Raw genomic sequence first — 17,447 nt, forward strand, 5'->3', positions numbered from 1 at the left:
ACTCTCTTGCTTTTGTAACATGTAATCACCCGCTACTTTCATCGTTATTACTTTGATTATAAAATAGAACAGCTAACAAATCATTTTTGTTAGCTGTTCTAAGGAGACTTTTTCAGTGGCCTCGGGCAGAGCTCCAGTCCCGCTTTTTTTATTCAGCAATATAATAGATTAATTATAATTACTTTACATCATTCAACAAGACTCGGTATAATCGGATAGTGCGTAAAATATCTAAAAATAATCTATTCAACAAAGTTTCTTAATATTCAATCTTGTTGAAAGGATGATGTAACTGGTTCATTCCAACTTGTTTATATTATCACAAAACAAGCGAATGGACATACTAGAAATAGCTAAACCATACATAAGAAAGGAGAAACAAACATGACAGATAAACAACAAAAAAATAAAGAATCTTATGTTGAGGTAATTGGAGATACCGTTTATGGAAAACATCTGATCGCAACGATTAGTCTTAGCATTGTCTTGAGCCTGATTGGCTTTTTTATCGGAAAACAACTATTTCCGCATATTGCACCAGAACAAATGGTGAAGTCCTATTCCTTGCTTTTAGGAATTGCGGGAAGTTTAATCGCGCTATTACTCAACACTTTATTATTTAAACCAAAGCGCACCCTGAATGAAACGCCGAATACAAGTGCTGAGCTAAGTGCTGTATATGCAAAACTGCAGATTGATATCGAGGAGGAACGGGAAGCGATTATGAATGATCCCGTGACAGCAGCTGAAATGAAAAATCAAGGAATTTATGACATGTTTATGGATGAAGAGAGGGAAGAGCGTTAATGAATGTTTTACTACTTGCGATCCTCCTGGCAATTGTTGCGGGAGTAATTTTTACTTTAATAGGTCTTATTTCAGGTTCTGACGAAACGGCTGTTATGGTGCCGGCAACGTTGATTGTCGTGTTACTTGGTGCACCGCCTGAAGCGGTTTTTGCCTTCTTTATGTCGGCGGTGCTCGCGAAGCACTTGACCCATGCGATTCCGACAGCCTTAATGGGGGTCCCGGGGGATACGACGGCGGCTCCAATGCTTGAGCATGCGAACTTTATGCGCCGGATAGGTTTACCGCATATTGCCCTTAGAAAAATGATTTCAGGCGGGATTATTGGGGCATTCATTGCCCTTCCAATCGCATTATTGTTCGCCGTTTTCTTAAGTCAGTTCGGAACATTTTTCCAAGATAATGCCGGGATTATATTTACGTTAGCCGCCGTATTGATCGGTTATGTTTCAAAAGGACGTTGGGTCAGTATTTTGCTCATTGTTCCTCTAGCATTAATTATCCAAGGCTTGAATTTAGTCAGCACGACGATATTGGGGAATGGCTTGTCCATCAGTTTCTTTCTAGGACTCGCGATTGGACCGATGTTAACGGATATTTTACTCGCAACTTCAAGCAGCGCAAGACCACTAATTAAACGGAAAGAAAAAAATGAATATAAGCTTGCGCCAGAAAAGAAATCTTGGTCAGGATATTTCCCCAACCCATTTAAAGTATTGACGAAAAAGCAAACGGCCGCAGTTGGAGGAGCATCATTTATATCATCTCTAACGTTTGCACTTAGTCCAGTAGGGATGACGTCGCTAATGGGAGAGATTGTCGGGTCAAGAATAAAAGGACAGTATAAAAAATCTACGACGAGTCTTGCTACAATGAACGCGGTAACGGAATCGACTTATGTTGCTGAAACGCTTATCCCGCTTATTGCGTTCGGTATTCCGCTGAGCCCGGTTGCAATCGGACCAGCTCAAGCGTTATTTAATGCACCACCAGTATACACGACAGAACCGGTACATAATCTGCATACGATGCTTACGCCGATGGATTTCTTTATTTACGGTTTAATCGGGTTGGTTGTTGCATCTTTGATCGCATATCCGTTTTCGATGAATTATGCGCGAAAAGCAACTGTATTCGTGCTGAAGCGAATTAACCAGGAAGCAATTATTGCGATGTTTATTGGAATCGTATGTTTGCTTGCATTTTATGAAGGTGGATTAGTTGGGATAGTTGTCACCTTTGCCATGGCAATGGTCGGCGGGATGCTAAATCGTTTCCTTGGAGTAGGAGTCGGTGTCCAGTTCATGGTATTCTACGGATCCAGTTGGATTATTTCTACATTACTAGGGTTGTAATATTGGGGGGCAGAAGGTTTGTCCCACATCACTGGGAAAAACCCTCTGACCCCAATGTCCCCCCCATTGAAGGAAATGATTGGCAAGTGTACAATGGAGTCATCTTAAAGCAGGGAGTTTTGGAGAGATGAAGGGACTTGCGCAGTGGGGTTTAAGCTTATCGATTGTTTTATATGGTGTGTTGCATTTTTATACGTATTTTCATCCGCATGCGTTTTTACTTCAATTATTATCCATCAGTGGGGCTGGCATCGTAATTTGTGGTGCAATCCTACTTTCCGTTAAAAATCTAAAAATGCCGCTCGGTCTTTTGCTGTTTGGCATCTTCATTTTAATTTACTCTGACATATCTCTACTCGAAGGAATTCTCCATGGACTCCGCCAAATGCGTAATATGATTGGCTTATTAATCCTTGTCCCCCTGATCAGCTGGGTCCTACGCGAAGAACCCTATATGGAAGCAATCGTTTCCTATGGAAATAAACTGCTTAATACGAGCAGGAGATTTTACCTTGGGGCCATTTCGTTTACACAAGTGATCGCATATTTTCTTTTGTTTGGCTCCATCCAGATGGTTTATCACTTTATTGATGAAATTCTAGCGGATAAACGCGGAGAAGCTTGGGAAAATTTCAAAGGGACCGCATTATTACGAGGGTTTGCTTTATCAACCTTATGGGTTGTCAGCATCCCGAGTTTTGTTTTTGTCGTGGAAATTATGGATGCTTCTCTTTATCTATCGATTTTACAAGGATTTGGAATGGCGGTAGTCGGAGTTGGTATTGCGCTCGTATTCTCTCATTTTGAAGAAAAGAAATTTGGTGTTAATTTAACCGCAGGAGTCCGTAGTGAATTTGAAGAAGTATTGGGGGCAAATCCGCAAGACCGTTTAGTCCAGCGTGACTTTAAAGAGTTTATAATACTTTTTGTGTCTCTATTTGGCACGATTTTCATTTTACAGGGCTTTTGGGACATTGAACTGCTCGTCTTGATTCCGCTCGTTGTTATCGCGTGGATCATTTCTTATTTCTTATATAAAAGAAGACCCCATAAACTCCTGCAAAATTTAAAAACTCATATACGTAAAGATGTAGCAAGAGAGTCATACCAGCTTTGCATGATGCTCGGTGCCGGGATGATGATTTATGCGCTCAATCAGACTTCATTCGCTAGTATTGTCGTAGATGGAATCTATGGTTTGCAGACAGCACTGCCGTTTTTAAACATCCTTTATTTCCTGCCATTTATTATTATCATTCTTGGATTCTTTGGTCTTGGGCCGCTTACGGTGATGGTTCTTGTCGGCGGAATTTTAGGGAGCCTCCAATTACCTTATCCGCCAGAAATTATTGTGCTCGCCGTCACGTCTGGAAGTGCGATTTCCATTTTGCTCTCTCCGTTAATTATGCCTGTGATTACGCTAAGTGGTGCGAATGGTTTGAGTGGTTTCAAAAATGGAATCGTTTTTAATTGGAAATATGCACTTGTGCTTTATGTTGTCGTGCAGATTTATGTGCAACTAATGGTGGTATGGTAAAAGGCCGCGGGTGAGACGCGGCTTGCCATAATTTTACTCCATTGACAAAACAAATCCTCTCCAATATAATGATGAAAAATCTGATTATTTATGAAAATACATAATACTACGGAACCTTTCTAGAAATCTTCCATAAAAGTGGTGCCTCCATATGAAAAAAAGGATAAGATTACGGACAAAGATCCTCCTGTTGTCTTCTTTACTCGTCTGTTGCTCTGTTTTTGTAAGCGGAATCACGATGCTTTATAGTATTTCCGCTTCTTTTGAAGAGGAGATTGGAGAAAGGGCAATTGCAATTGCCCGAACAGTTGGTCAGCTCGATGAAATTCGTTCAACAGTCGGGAAGGAAGGTGGAGAAGAAACAATCCAACCGATTGCAGAACGGATCCGGTTATCTACAAATGTCGATTATATTGTCATTTTAGATATGAATAAAAAGCGCTACTCCCACCCCTCTGAATCTTTCATTGGCCAAGTATTTGAAGGCGGAGATGAGAGAGCGGCGTTTTCGGAGCTTGAATACATTTCAAAAGCAGAAGGAGATTTAGGCTTTGCCATTCGTGCGTTCGTTCCGATTATGGATGAAGAAGGAATAACGCAAGTAGGTGTTGCGGTTGTTGGAATTCTAGCACCGAATTTAAAAACATTATTAAAACAATATCATCGTAATCTTTTTTTCTCCCTCCTTGGTGGACTGTTGATTGGTTTAGTCGGTGCTTGGTTTTTAGCAAATAACGTTAAAAAACAAACTTATCGATTGGAACCCTATGAAATTGCCCGGCTATTTGAAGAACGCTCAACCATTATGCAAACCCTCGATATCGGTATTATTGCAACCGATGACAGAGGGAAGATAAGCTTTATGAATCACTTGGCTGAGGAGTATACAGATGCAACGGATGATACCGCAACCTTGGAACAAGTCTTTAATAAAAATTGGTTGTCTTTTCAACGCGTAGAAGAAATGCATCTCACAAACAAACCGATCAATTTAGGAGGTACGATGTATCTTCTCTCGGTTTATCCAATCTTTGTAAAGGATGACCATGTCGGTTCATTACTGACCTTGCAAAATCGTTCGGTCGCCCATCAATTAGGTGAAGAATTGACTGGAGTAAAGGAGCTTGTTGGAGCACTGCGAGCCCAAAATCACGAGCATATGAACAAACTTCATAGTATCGGCGGTTTAATTCAATTAGGTAAGATTGATAAGGCGTTAAAACTGATTGTGCAAGAAACATCCGATGAAGAAAATCTTGTTTCTTTTATTCGAAATCATATTAAAGACTATGCCGTTTCTGGTCTAATATTAGGAAAGCGTTCCCGAGCGAAAGAACTTGGAGTTACATTCGATATCGAATTACAAAGTTTTCTGGAAGCTACTGTACAGGGGCTTAGTACCGGTGATATTATTACGATTGTTGGTAATTTGATTGATAATGCATTTGAGGCGTGTGACGCTAGAGATAAGAAAAAAGTAACTTGTCTCATTCAAGGGAATGAATCGTATTTTTATTTCTCTGTAACAGATACAGGAATCGGGATGACGGAAGATGAGTTGGGTTTTATATTCGATCAGGGGTATAGTTCAAAGGCAAAGGAGGAAAGGGGCATCGGACTCACTTTAGTTAAAGATATTGTAGACCTTAAGAAAGGTACCATCACCATTACTTCAGAAAAATATGAGGGCACGACAGCTGAAGTGGTGATCAAGGTATAGATTGGAGGGGTTTAATGATTAATGTAGTAATCGTTGAAGATGACCCGATGGTAATGGAGGTTAATAAAGGTTTCTTAGAAGAAATAGCTTCATTTTCATTAATTGGCAGTGCTGTGAAGGGGAAGGATGCAATAGAGCTAATTGAGAATCTGAGACCGGATCTCGTGTTGCTTGATGTTTATTTGCCAGATATAACTGGAATCGAAGTATTATATAAGTTGCGAGAAAAACAGTTACCAGTCGATGTCATCATGATCACTGCTGCTAAGGATACGAATACCGTCCAAAAAATCTTTCGTTACGGGGCTATTGATTATTTAGTGAAGCCTTTTCATTTTGAACGCTTTCAGCAAGCCTTAACAAATTATGCGAAAATATGGAAGAAGTTTTCGCATTATCAGGAAGTAACACAAGCGGATATTGATATGTGGTCGACACAAAAAGAAATCGAAAAAGATATATTACCAAAAGGATTAAGTGAGGTTACATTAAAACAAGTCATGTTAGCCGTTTCAGAACAAATTGAACCGGTAACAGCAGAGCAATTAGCAGTAAATCTCGGGATGGCACGTGTGACTGTTCGCCGTTACTTGGATTATCTCGAAAAGTCCAAGCAAATTAATATGCAAGTAGAATACGGGAAAGTAGGTCGACCAAGTAATTATTACTTTGCTTAAAGCGTTTGAAGCCCTTAAAGGGGCTTTTTTTATGTGCAAAACGATACTGAATCCAACTAGTTCCGACCAAAAAGACCAAAAAGAACAATATGTTTTTATTATTGCTCAGAATTTGTAAGCGCTTTATAATTTAAAACAACTTACTAATCGAAATATTGTAAAAAGGTGGAGGTGGAAATATATTAACCCAGTTGACTCATACTTCCCAATTCCTCCTCTTACTCGTTCTACTATTTATGCTTTCCGCCTGTGAAAAAAATGCCTATCCGGAAGATCATGAACAGTTGAGTGAGGAAGAACGGATTGTAATTCGTTTCTCTCATGTCGTTGGTGAAGATACGCCAAAAGGACTTGCTGCTAGAAAGTTTGCTGAACTTGTCAAGGAGCGGACAAATGGTTATGTCGAGATACAGGTTTTTCCAAATAGTTTCCTCTATAAGGACGGGGAAGAAATTTCTGCACTTCTGAATGGAGATGTCCAGATGATTGCCCCCTCAACATCGAAAGTAACTTCGCTTGTTCCGGAATGGCAAGTATTCGACTTGCCTTTTGCTTTTGAATCGTTTGAAGAAGTCCAGGAATATGTGAAGGGGCCGGCTGGCGAAGTTTTATTTAAGAAACTGGAGCAGGAAGGGATGTTTCCTTTGGCATTCTGGGATAACGGATTTAAACAGATGACGAATAATCATAGCCCATTGCATATGCCAGCAGACTTTTCGGGTTTGAATTTCCGAATTATGGCGAGTGACTTATTGTCTGAGCAATTTGAATTACTTGATGCAGATTCCCAAGTGGAAACATTTGACCAAGTATTTCCTGTATTGGACAAGGAGCAGCTCAATGCACAAGAAAATACATTTTCCAATATAGTCAACAAAAATATCCATTCCGTACAAGATTATATGACGATCAGTAATCATGGTTACTTAGGGTATCTTGTGCTGATTAATAATGAATTTTGGAAAAACCTGCCGGATGATATTCAAATAATTATGCTGGACACGCTTCGTGAAGTTACCGAATGGAATATGAAATTTGCTTCAGAAATCAATGAGGAAAATTATGAAGAATTACAAGCCTGCCGTTGTTTGGAAATTCATGAATTGACAGAAACAGAAAAGAAACAATGGGAAGATGCTTTTATACCTTTATATGAAAGATTTGAAGAGAGGTATGGAGCTTCATATATAGAATATCTTCCAAAATATCAATAAAAAGAGGGAGGAAATTAGGATGTGGAAAAAGAATAAGTGGCTGTTTGTTTTAATATTCGGGATGTTTTTATTCATGCTTGCAGCTTGTGGAGATGAGGACAATGAAGCTTCCAGCGAGGAGGTAGATACCGAATCAGCTGGCGGTGATGATTATCCTTCTACGGTAACAATTGGGACAGCTTCCCAAGGAGGGACATATTATATTTGGGGTGGCGGTCTAGCGAATCTTTTAGAGGAACATCTGGATATTACGTCTAATGTTGAAGTGACTGGGGGGCCAGTACACAATATTCAACTATTGGATTCCGAAGATATTCAAGTTGGTATGGTAACAGAGGGCCCACTTTATGAAGGGGTGACTGGAGAGGGAGACTGGGCGGATAAAACGTACGAAGAAACCCGAGTTATATTCCCGATGTATCACACACCCTTCCATTGGTGGTCAACGGCAAATTCTGGGGTAACAAGCGTGACGGAACATGAAGGAGAGCGGGTCGGTGTTGGTCCATCTGGAGGGACACCCGGCACATATAATCCGTTAATCTATGAAGCACTCGGTATTGAAACAGGCGACCAAGTACAGGCTGGAGCTAGTGATATGGCTTCGCAAATGATGGATGGGCAGCTGGATCATATAGGATTTTCTGCTGGTATTCCAATTGCCTCTGTAACAGAAATTGAAGCACAGACAGACATTAATATTTATGGAATTGATGGGGAAGAACGTGAGACGGTAAAGGAAGCATTGCCATATTTTGTTGACTTTATCATTCCGGAAGACACCTATAATTCCCTTGATTCGGACCTTGAAACAATTGCCCAATATAACTTTGGTGTTGTCCATATGGATGCGAATGAAGAGTTCGTTTATGACTTTGTAAAAGCGTATCATGAAAATATTGAAGATATGATTACAACACATGCCTCCGCTGAAGAAGCAAGAGATCCTGAAGCAATCTTAATCAATGAAACTTATCCGATGCACCCAGGTGCAATCCGCTACTACGAAGAAGTCGGAATTGATTTGCCTGATGCGGTTTATCCTCCGGAGTGGGATGAGGAATAAAATGCAAGACTCCTAGTATCAACTGGGGGTCTCGCTATTTTAAATTAGAGGAGGAGGAAAATGGAGAAAAAAGAAAACAACGGAATCACAGCAAAGCTTGAAAATGATCCGAATATCATAGAAGATGGCAAAATTGATACGACCGTTGATGAAGAAGCACTTGAAACGTCTTCTAATATGCGGAATTTAACTGGCTGGACCCGTTATGTCTTCATGGTAATCGCAATCGCCGGAGCACTTTTCCATCTCTATATTTTAAATCTTAACCCAATCGATCCATGGGTTTTTCGCAGCACTCACTTAGTATTTGGGACAATCCTGGGAATCATGCTTTATCCGGGCTGGCGGACGAAATCGAATAAAATCCCGATTATTGACTGGATCTTAATCATCGCTTCGATTTACATCGGTTATTATATTTATGCGAATCTTGACCAGCTTGTATTCCGCTTTGGAGTTACACCAACAACCTTAGATTTCTACGTCGCATTAATCGGATTATTGCTCGTCATTGAATTTACACGAAGGACTAGCGGGTGGACATTACCAATTCTCGCGTTTGTATTTATTGCCTATGTTTTCATGGGACCCTATTTACCAGGGATTTTAAATCATAATGGATATTCGCTTGAACGATTCGTCACATATGTATATGGCTTGGATGGTGTGTTCGGAGTTACAACAGACGTATCATCTAAGTATATCATTCTGTTTATTATATTTGGCGCCTTTCTACAGATGTCTGGTGTCGGGCAATATTTTATGAACGTGGCATTTTCACTTGCAGGGAATATGCGCGGTGGACCAGCGAAAGTTGCTGTTATTTCCTCTGCATTAATGGGAATGATTAACGGAACTTCGGCAGGAAACGTTGTAGCGACAGGTTCTCTAACGATTCCATTGATGAAGAAGACAGGTTATCCATCGAGATTTGCTGCTGCAACGGAAGCGACTGCCTCTTCAGGTGGACAAATATTACCTCCGATTATGGGGGCTGGAGCGTTCTTGATGGCTGAAATAACAGGGATTAAGTACTCTGAAATTATTATCGCTGCAACGATACCGGCTATTTTATATTTCATCTCTGTTTATTTTATGGTTGATTTTCAAGCACTGAAATCAAATTTGAAAGGAATACCGCGCAAACTGCTGCCAGATCGGAAACAAATATTAAAACAAGCATATTTATTTATCCCAGTTCTCCTTTTAATCGTATTGCTCGTGATGGGGAGATCGGTTATTATGGCAGGGACGATAGGAATTATTGCAAGTTTTGTAATAAGTTTGTTTAATAAGAAAACGCGTATGGGATTAAAAGATATTCTGCTCGCTTTAGAGCTTGGGATGAAAAACGCCTTGCAGCTGATTGCGATTGTTGCCTGTGCTGGGATCATTGTTGGCGTAATTGCTCTTACAGGTGTCGGTCAGCGGTTTAGTTCATTATTATTATCCATAGCGGATAATAATATGTTACTGGCATTAGTGTTTGCTATGGCGATTGCAATCATATTAGGGATGGGGATGCCAACTACAGCAGCTTATGCAGTTGCAGCTTCTGCAGTCGCTCCAGGATTAATCAATATGGGATTAGATCCCTTAATGGCACATTTATTTGTATTCTATTTTGCCGTTATATCTGCTATTACCCCTCCAGTTGCTTTAGCGGCATTTGCAGCTGCGGGAATAGCTGGGACAGATCCGATGAAAACGGGAGTCAAGGCCTTTCAGCTTGGTTTAGCTGCGTTTATCGTTCCATTTATGTTCTTCTTCAGTCCAGAATTAATCTTAGAAGGAGGATCAGCAGCTTCTACTGTTTTAGCTATATTTACTGCTGTTATCGGCGTGTACATTTTAGCATCGGCAGTTCAAGGGTGGTTCTTTAGAAAGACTGCAAGTTGGTATAGTCGCGTCATCCTATTAGCTGCATCTCTTTTATTTATGATTTCGGGGCTGTTTACAGACTTAATTGGATTAGCATTGATTATAGGAATAATTTTGATTCAAAAGTATATCAATAAGAATACGAATGCAAACAATCGTCAACAAGCCGCCGGATAGTTTCAATAAATTCAAAAACGAGTCAATCAGGTATTTAATCAGATTGACTCGTTTTTGAAAGGTAGCTATACTTCTAAATTTCTCCATTTCGTCACATTTTCACGCAAATACAGTCCCAAATCATACTTTCATGTGATATAATGAGCATGTGATTGAATGTGAAATAATGAACAATTGAAACGTTGATCATTTTAGCTTTACTAAAAATAAGTAATGATAAACACCAATTCAGGAGGTTGATGAAAATGGCAACTGAAACTAAGGAAAAGCTTCAATTTACCGGTGGAAAGTGGGAAACTGAAATCGATGTGCGCGACTTTATTGTGAACAACTTTACCCCCTACGCAGAAGATGATAGTTTCTTAACAGGACCAACAAAGTCAACAGTTGAGTTATGGAATCATGTGATGGAATTAACAAGTAAAGAACGAAAAAATGGTGGAGTATACGATATGGATACGAAAGTTGTCTCCACGATAACGTCACATGGTCCTGGATATTTGGATCAATCAAAAGAAAAGATAGTCGGTGTCCAAACCGATGCTCCGTTCAAGCGGTCTCTTCAGCCTTTTGGAGGAATCAGAATGGCGGTTGACGCAGCCAATGCTTATGGATTCGAGGTGGATAAGGAAGTACAGCATATCTTCACAGCGTATCGCAAAACCCATAATCAAGGAGTATTTGATGCCTACACTCCTGAAATCCGTGCAGCAAGAAGAGCTGGTATTATTACAGGACTTCCAGATGCATACGGACGCGGACGAATTATCGGCGACTACCGCCGGGTTGCATTGTACGGGGTCGATCGTTTAATCGAGGATAAGCAGGAGCAGCTTCGTACAGTTGGTGCAAACGGCATGATGAGTGAAGAAGTTATCAGAGACCGGGAAGAGATTAATGAGCAAATCCGTGCATTACATGAATTAAAACAGCTTGCTGAAAGCTATGGTTTTGACATTTCGGAGCCGGCAACTAATGCCGAAGAAGCTTTCCAATGGTTATATTTCGGTTATCTTGCAGCAATTAAAGAACAAAACGGTGCTGCTATGAGTTTAGGTAGGGTTTCTACATTCCTGGATATTTATATCAATCGTGATTTGGAAAATGGAATTCTGACAGAGGAAGAAGCACAAGAGTTAGTCGACCATTTCGTTATGAAACTGCGAATTGTTAAATTCTCAAGAACCCCGGATTATAATGAATTGTTCAGTGGGGATCCGACATGGGTGACGGAATCCATCGGCGGGATTGCCAATGATGGAAGACCACTCGTTACAAAAAGTTCTTTCCGTTTCTTGCATACGTTAGATAATCTTGGACCAGCACCAGAGCCGAACTTAACTGTCCTTTGGTCTGAGCAATTACCGGAAAACTTCAAAAAATATTGTGCGAAGATGTCAATCAAATCAAGTGCAATCCAATATGAGAACGACGATATTATGCGTCCAATTTATGGCGATGATTATGGAATTGCCTGCTGTGTATCTGCAATGGCAATCGGGAAACAAATGCAATTCTTCGGTGCCCGGGCTAACTTAGCGAAAGCACTCCTTTATGCGGTTAACGGCGGGAAGGATGAAGTATCCGAAGTGCAAGTTGCTCCGGCGTATGCTCCAATCGAAGCGGAGTATTTGGATTATGATGAAGTCATGGAAAAATATGATGATATGATGGAATGGCTTGCGAAGATTTATGTAAATACACTAAATATCATTCATTTCATGCATGATAAATACAGCTATGAACGGATTGAAATGGCATTACATGATAAAGAAGTTTTACGGACGATGGCTTGCGGGATTGCAGGTTTATCCGTTGCAGCCGACTCTTTAAGTGCAATTAAGCATGCAAAGGTGAAAACAATCCGTAATGAAGCAGGACTTGTTGTCGATTATGAAATTGAAGGAGATTTCCCGAAATACGGAAATAACGACGACCGTGTTGATGATATTGCGGTTTATCTTGTGAAAACATTTATGGAAAAAATCAAGCACTACAAAACATACCGGGATGCGGTGCCAACCCAATCCGTACTGACGATTACATCTAATGTCGTATACGGGAAGAAAACTGGTAATACACCAGATGGCAGAAAAGCAGGAGAAGCCTTTGCGCCGGGTGCGAACCCAATGCATGGCAGAGATAAGAATGGTGCACTAGCATCACTGCTTTCCGTTGCGAAGTTACCTTATGAAGATTCACTTGATGGCATTAGTAATACATTTTCTATCGTACCGAAATCATTAGGTAAAGATGAAGATGCACGGGTCATGAACCTTGTCGCAATGCTGGATGGGTATGCGAATAAGGGAGGCCACCACTTGAATGTGAACGTATTTGACAGAGAAACATTGCTCGATGCGATGGATCATCCAGAGCAATATCCGCAGCTCACCATCCGTGTATCCGGTTATGCGGTTAACTTTATTAAGCTGACAAGAGAACAGCAAATTGAAGTAATTAACCGAACATTTCATGAGAGCAGATAAAGTGAAACTTCAATCTGTGGGGGTTTTTCTTTATCCTTCACGGATTGTTAGTTGAACGAATCGGGGTGAAACCGTTCGTTATCTCACCTAAACTTTCTTGGATGACCTGAAGTTTTGAGGTGGGAGTTTTACGGACGGTTACACCGAGATAAAGGTAAAAAGTAGAGAAGCGAAATTAAAGGGAGGTAGTAATATGCAAGGAAGAATTCATTCAGTCGAAACGTTTGGAACGGTAGATGGGCCAGGACTGCGTTATATCATATTTACACAAGGCTGTCCGCTCCGTTGTCAGTTCTGTCACAATCCGGATACATGGAAAATGAGTGACGGAAAAATGATGACGGTCCAGGAATTAGTGGACGATATTCTCGACTATCTCCCTTTTTTCCAAGCTTCAGGAGGGGGAGTCACGGTAAGCGGCGGCGAACCCTTGTTACAATGCAAATTTTTGATTCATTTATTTAAGGAACTAAAGAAATATGGAATTCATACAACGATTGATACGTCTGGCGGCTTATTCAGTTCTTCTCCACATTATTTAGAAACATTGGATGAATTACTTGAGTTAACGGATCTTGTTTTACTCGATTTGAAACAAATCAATGCGGAAAAACATAAAACATTGACCGGTTTATCGAATGAACATATTTTAGCCTTTGCGAATCATTTGAAGGAAAAAGAAGTTCCTGTCTGGGTGAGGCATGTGCTTGTACCGGAACGAAGCGACTTTGATGAAGATTTACATGCACTAAGAAGCTTCATCGATACATTGCCGAATGTGGAAAAAATTGAAGTGTTGCCTTATCATAAGCTTGGAGTTTATAAGTATGAAGCACTTGGAACGGATTATCCGTTAGAGGGGATTGAGCCTCCGACGGAAGATCGCGTAAGAAATGCGGAAATGATACTAGGTTGTTAGTGAAATAGGTCATTTAAAGCTTAGGCTTTGATTGACCTATTTTTTGCTTTTTTCATTTTGACGTACGGTTCAAAACCATTTAAAATGGGGGTGTGCGGAAATATTCGGAAAAGTAGGATGAATAATGAAACGAAAAACACCTTGGGTTCAAGTAGGTAAAAAAATATTATTTACGAAGCGAGCGATTGCGTTTATAACTGCGACATTGCTGTTTCTTGCACTGCTTTATTTTATCCCTGCTCATGTAGATTGGAACGCTCGTGTTGCAATTTCTGTCATGGCTTATGGACTCGTACTTTGGGCGATGGAACCAATCCCTCTTGGCATGACCTCTGTTCTTACACTTGTATTGTTGCTCTTTTTAAATGGGACTACAATTGATACAGCTTTAAGCGGATTTGCATCTTCCGCGGTCTTTTTAATCATTTCGGGAATGATGATTGCAAAAGCGGTCAATGCGACACCGTTAATGGAACGGGTCACCTATGCGATTCTTGCAAAATGGGGGAAGTCAGCAAAAGGGATTTTTACCGGGATGTTTTTACTCATGCAGCTGCAGGCTTTCTTTATTCCGGCTACTGCGGTAAGAGCACAGCTCATAACGCCGGTGGTTATTTCCATATTGCAAGTAGTAGGTGCAGGTAGGGGAAGTAACTTCAGTAAGCTGATGCTGATCGGGACTGCTTTTGCGGGAAATATAAGTGGTACAGCGATTTTAACGGCTGCAATCGGAAATATCCTTACGATTGAAATTTTACAATCCTATCTTGGCACGTCTTTGTCTTATCTTAATTGGTTCATCTATGCTTTACCGATTTGGCTGCTCTTGATTATTACCATTCCAATCATTGTCTGGTTCTGCTATCCACCAGAGGAATATTCATTTTGTGATTTGCAAAAGGAAATGAAAGAGAAGCAGAAAGATTTGGGGAGGTTTTCCAATAAGGAAATTAAATGTCTGCTCATCCTGACGCTTACCGTAATTCTATGGATGACCCAGCCAATTCATGGATATCATCCAACCATCCCTGCACTCTTTGCGGTTGTACTCCTGGCATTCCCAAGAATTGGCGTTGTCAAATGGAACAAAATAGTCGACGTGAACTTTGATTTGGTGCTGCTCATTGGTGCGACGTTATCTTTAGGGTTTGTATTGATTGAAACAGGGGCAATCGATTTACTGGCAGGATTATTTACTGCTGATATTGTACAGCAAGCTTTCAGCAATCCATGGATAGCCATTTGTTTAGTCGTTATTTTATCGCAAATTTACCATCTCGGGGTAACGAATGTTTCAACAGCTGTAGTTACACTCACTCCTGTTCTCATCGGTTTATCGGTGCAAGTAGGCATTGATCCAGTTGTCATATCTTTTGCCTCATCCGTTACGATGTTGTTCGGTTATATATTAGTTGTGGAAACCATGCCGAACGTTGTGATTCATGGCACAGGATTAATAAAACAGCGTGATTTTTATTTGCCGGGAATCATTGCAACCGTTGTAACGACGATTATTACACTGCTTGTCGCGTTTACGTGGTGGCGTTGGCTTGGATTCTGGCCATAATAATAAGATATGAAATTTAACCTTAAATAACTTCTTTTTTTAGTTGACATTGGATATTGGATACAATATACTTTTACTTAATGAATTATCTAAATATTTACAAATGATAATGAAAAACGGATGATTTCCTGAAGTAGAAGGGGGAAGCAAGCTTGGAGAAATTAAGTGGAAGACTAGCAACCTATATTATTTCTACAACGTATGAAGACCTGCCTGAAGAAGTTATCCAGTTTACAAAACGATGTATTCTTGATTATTTTGGATCCGCTTTCTCAGGCGTTGATACGAAGCCAGTGCAAATGATTGATAAAATGGTGAGGGAACTAGGCGGAGAGAACCAAGCAACATTAGTAACCGGCGGGAAATCATCGGTCACGAATGCTGCTTTCGTGAATGGTGCTGCGAGCCATGTTTCCGAGCTCGATGACGTGCATAAGGGGTCGATTCTTCACGCAGCGACAGTTGTTATTCCAGCGGCACTTGCAATCGGAGAATGGAAAAGGTTATCAGGAAAACAGTTGATTACAGCAGTCGTCGTCGGTTATGAAGTAGCATTTCGAATTGGAGAAGTCGTTAGTCCGTCTCACTATTATTACTGGCATAATACAGCGACTTGCGGAACATTTGGTGCTACCGCCGCTGCAACGAAATTATTGGATTTGGACGAAGATGCAATCGTACACGCTTTAGGCAGTGCTGGTACCCAAGCGGCTGGATTATGGGAGTTTATTGAAGACGGTGCGATGTCGAAACAACTTCATCCCGGGAAGGCAGCGATGAACGGTGTCATCAGTGCCTTGCTTGCTGAAAAAGGCTTTACTGGCGCAAGTGAAATTCTGGAGGGAAGACGAGGATTCTTCGAGGCGATGAGTAAAGATTATAAGATTCCTAAACTTACAGACGGACTTGGTAAGACATTTAAAATAATGGAAAACTCCTTCAAAATCCATGCATCTTGTCGTCACACCCACCACGCGATGGATCTTGCGATTGAGTTGGTGAAGGAAAATGGATTTATTCATCCAGACACGATTGAAAAGATAACCGTGAAAACATATCAAGTAGCGATAAATATTACGGATAATCATCAACCGGATACGATTTATGCAGGGAAATTCAGCTTGCAGTTTTGTACAGCGCTTGCCTTGTTGAAAGGGCAAGGTGGGCTCGATCAATTTACGGAAGAAACTCTTTGGGATGAAGAAATCCGTTCTTTAATGGAAAAAGTGGAGCTCCTTACAGAACCGGAAATTGATCAGGCATATCCTGAACAATGGGGCGCCATAATTGAAATAAAATTGACAACAGGAGAAGTTTGGACGAAAAAGACAGATTTCCCAAAAGGAGATCCGGAAAACCCGGTAACAACTGAGGATTTGCAGGAGAAATTTATGAAACTAGCAAAGAACGTGACCGAGGTGAATCCAGCAGATTTTGCCGAACAGGTTTTACAACTGGAAAAACTAAATCAGCTTCCAGAATTATTGGAAGCATTTGCTGGAACGAAGATAAAATAGAATCGGGGATGGACGTGTTGGTGAATTTAGAGAAGGGGATGAAGCTAGACAGAATCACGACAAAGTTAGAGCAGTTATCGGAAACAGAATTAGATCATGCCGAGAAGTTTCTTGACGCTTTATTTACAAAGGAAGAAAAGCCTTTTAATCATTACTTAGGAAAGTTTTTAGAAATTAATCAAGAAGCTGATTTATTTACAATGAAGCTCGGCAAACAGACAGAGAACACGTACGGAGTAGCTCAAGGAGGGGCAGTTTTCAGCCTTGCGGATATCGCAATCGGCTTTTATCTGATCAAACAGTTACCTGAAGAGATTAACGTTTTTACATTGGAATTGAAAATGAATTTTATTAAAGCCGGAACAGGTGCTTATTTACGTGCGGTACCGTCGATTCTTCATCTCGGGAGTACGACAGCTGTTACCGAGTGTGAGATATTTAATGATAAGGAGGAGCTCGTTGCGAAAGCATTTGGAACATTTTATTTGAAGCGACCAACGATTTAAAAGAGGGAAGTGGGA

General features: G+C 40.6%; 13 protein-coding genes. All 13 read left to right on the top strand.

Annotated features, from left to right (window positions below):
* Positions 1-384 precede the first annotated feature (384 nt).
* The 13 genes from LZD48_RS14660 to LZD48_RS14720 all read left to right on the top strand — a co-directional run bounded on the left by LZD48_RS14660 (position 385) and on the right by LZD48_RS14720 (position 17,432).
* Positions 385-807: a hypothetical protein gene (locus LZD48_RS14660; protein ID WP_235763473.1), complete on the top strand. Its 423-nt coding sequence runs from the start codon at positions 385-387 to the stop codon at positions 805-807.
* Positions 807-2,162, top strand: coding sequence for a tripartite tricarboxylate transporter permease (locus LZD48_RS14665; RefSeq protein WP_235763474.1), 1,356 nt, complete (start codon positions 807-809; stop codon positions 2,160-2,162). Before LZD48_RS14660 ends, LZD48_RS14665 begins: the two co-directional genes overlap by 1 nt.
* A 127-nt stretch (positions 2,163-2,289) precedes the next feature.
* Complete coding sequence (locus LZD48_RS14670; protein WP_235763475.1) at positions 2,290-3,699, top strand: hypothetical protein; 1,410 nt, start codon at positions 2,290-2,292, stop codon at positions 3,697-3,699.
* A 151-nt stretch (positions 3,700-3,850) separates the two neighbouring features.
* Positions 3,851-5,419 (top strand): ATP-binding protein, encoded by a 1,569-nt coding sequence (locus tag LZD48_RS14675; RefSeq protein ID WP_235763476.1) that lies wholly within the window; start codon positions 3,851-3,853, stop codon positions 5,417-5,419.
* A gap of 14 nt (positions 5,420-5,433) precedes the next feature.
* The gene (locus LZD48_RS14680; RefSeq protein ID WP_235763477.1) at positions 5,434-6,096 is read left to right on the top strand and encodes a response regulator; all 663 of its coding nucleotides are present in this window, start codon (positions 5,434-5,436) and stop codon (positions 6,094-6,096) included.
* A gap of 236 nt (positions 6,097-6,332) precedes the next feature.
* Positions 6,333-7,310, top strand: a complete 978-nt coding sequence (locus tag LZD48_RS14685; RefSeq protein WP_438822770.1) for a DctP family TRAP transporter solute-binding subunit — start codon at positions 6,333-6,335, stop codon at positions 7,308-7,310.
* 19 nt (positions 7,311-7,329) lie between these two features.
* Entirely contained in the window at positions 7,330-8,376 is a 1,047-nt protein-coding gene (locus LZD48_RS14690; RefSeq protein WP_235763479.1) for a TAXI family TRAP transporter solute-binding subunit, read from the top strand.
* Positions 8,377-8,436: 60 nt separating this feature from the next.
* Positions 8,437-10,434 carry a TRAP transporter permease gene (locus LZD48_RS14695; RefSeq protein WP_235763480.1) on the top strand — a complete coding sequence of 666 codons (1,998 nt, stop codon included), beginning with the start codon at positions 8,437-8,439 and terminating at the stop codon, positions 10,432-10,434.
* Positions 10,435-10,679: 245 nt separating this feature from the next.
* Positions 10,680-12,923 carry a formate C-acetyltransferase gene (gene pflB, locus LZD48_RS14700; protein ID WP_438822768.1) on the top strand — a complete coding sequence of 748 codons (2,244 nt, stop codon included), beginning with the start codon at positions 10,680-10,682 and terminating at the stop codon, positions 12,921-12,923.
* 193 nt (positions 12,924-13,116) lie between these two features.
* Positions 13,117-13,842 (top strand): pyruvate formate-lyase-activating protein, encoded by a 726-nt coding sequence (pflA, locus tag LZD48_RS14705; protein WP_235763482.1) that lies wholly within the window; start codon positions 13,117-13,119, stop codon positions 13,840-13,842.
* Between the two features lie 124 nt (positions 13,843-13,966).
* Positions 13,967-15,409, top strand: coding sequence for an SLC13 family permease (locus LZD48_RS14710; RefSeq protein ID WP_235763483.1), 1,443 nt, complete (start codon positions 13,967-13,969; stop codon positions 15,407-15,409).
* 152 nt (positions 15,410-15,561) lie between these two features.
* Positions 15,562-16,926, top strand: a complete 1,365-nt coding sequence (locus tag LZD48_RS14715) for an MmgE/PrpD family protein (protein ID WP_235763484.1) — start codon at positions 15,562-15,564, stop codon at positions 16,924-16,926.
* Between the two features lie 20 nt (positions 16,927-16,946).
* Positions 16,947-17,432 (top strand): PaaI family thioesterase, encoded by a 486-nt coding sequence (locus LZD48_RS14720; RefSeq protein WP_235763485.1) that lies wholly within the window; start codon positions 16,947-16,949, stop codon positions 17,430-17,432.
* Positions 17,433-17,447: the final 15 nt, after the last annotated feature.

The sequence above is a fragment of the Oceanobacillus alkalisoli genome, from assembly GCF_021556485.1.
Classification (GTDB): domain Bacteria; phylum Bacillota; class Bacilli; order Bacillales; family Amphibacillaceae; genus Oceanobacillus; species Oceanobacillus alkalisoli.

Bases quoted from the DNA above. Each gene is read 5' to 3' on its own strand.
- LZD48_RS14660 (WP_235763473.1), top strand. From the start codon at position 385: ATGACAGATAAACAACAAAAAAATAAAGAATCTTATGTTGAGGTAATT.
- LZD48_RS14665 (WP_235763474.1), top strand. From the start codon at position 807: ATGAATGTTTTACTACTTGCGATCCTCCTGGCAATTGTTGCGGGAGTA.
- LZD48_RS14670 (WP_235763475.1), top strand. From the start codon at position 2,290: ATGAAGGGACTTGCGCAGTGGGGTTTAAGCTTATCGATTGTTTTATAT.
- LZD48_RS14675 (WP_235763476.1), top strand. From the start codon at position 3,851: ATGAAAAAAAGGATAAGATTACGGACAAAGATCCTCCTGTTGTCTTCT.
- LZD48_RS14680 (WP_235763477.1), top strand. From the start codon at position 5,434: ATGATTAATGTAGTAATCGTTGAAGATGACCCGATGGTAATGGAGGTT.
- LZD48_RS14685 (WP_438822770.1), top strand. From the start codon at position 6,333: ATGCTTTCCGCCTGTGAAAAAAATGCCTATCCGGAAGATCATGAACAG.
- LZD48_RS14690 (WP_235763479.1), top strand. From the start codon at position 7,330: ATGTGGAAAAAGAATAAGTGGCTGTTTGTTTTAATATTCGGGATGTTT.
- LZD48_RS14695 (WP_235763480.1), top strand. From the start codon at position 8,437: ATGGAGAAAAAAGAAAACAACGGAATCACAGCAAAGCTTGAAAATGAT.
- pflB (WP_438822768.1), top strand. From the start codon at position 10,680: ATGGCAACTGAAACTAAGGAAAAGCTTCAATTTACCGGTGGAAAGTGG.
- pflA (WP_235763482.1), top strand. From the start codon at position 13,117: ATGCAAGGAAGAATTCATTCAGTCGAAACGTTTGGAACGGTAGATGGG.
- LZD48_RS14710 (WP_235763483.1), top strand. From the start codon at position 13,967: ATGAAACGAAAAACACCTTGGGTTCAAGTAGGTAAAAAAATATTATTT.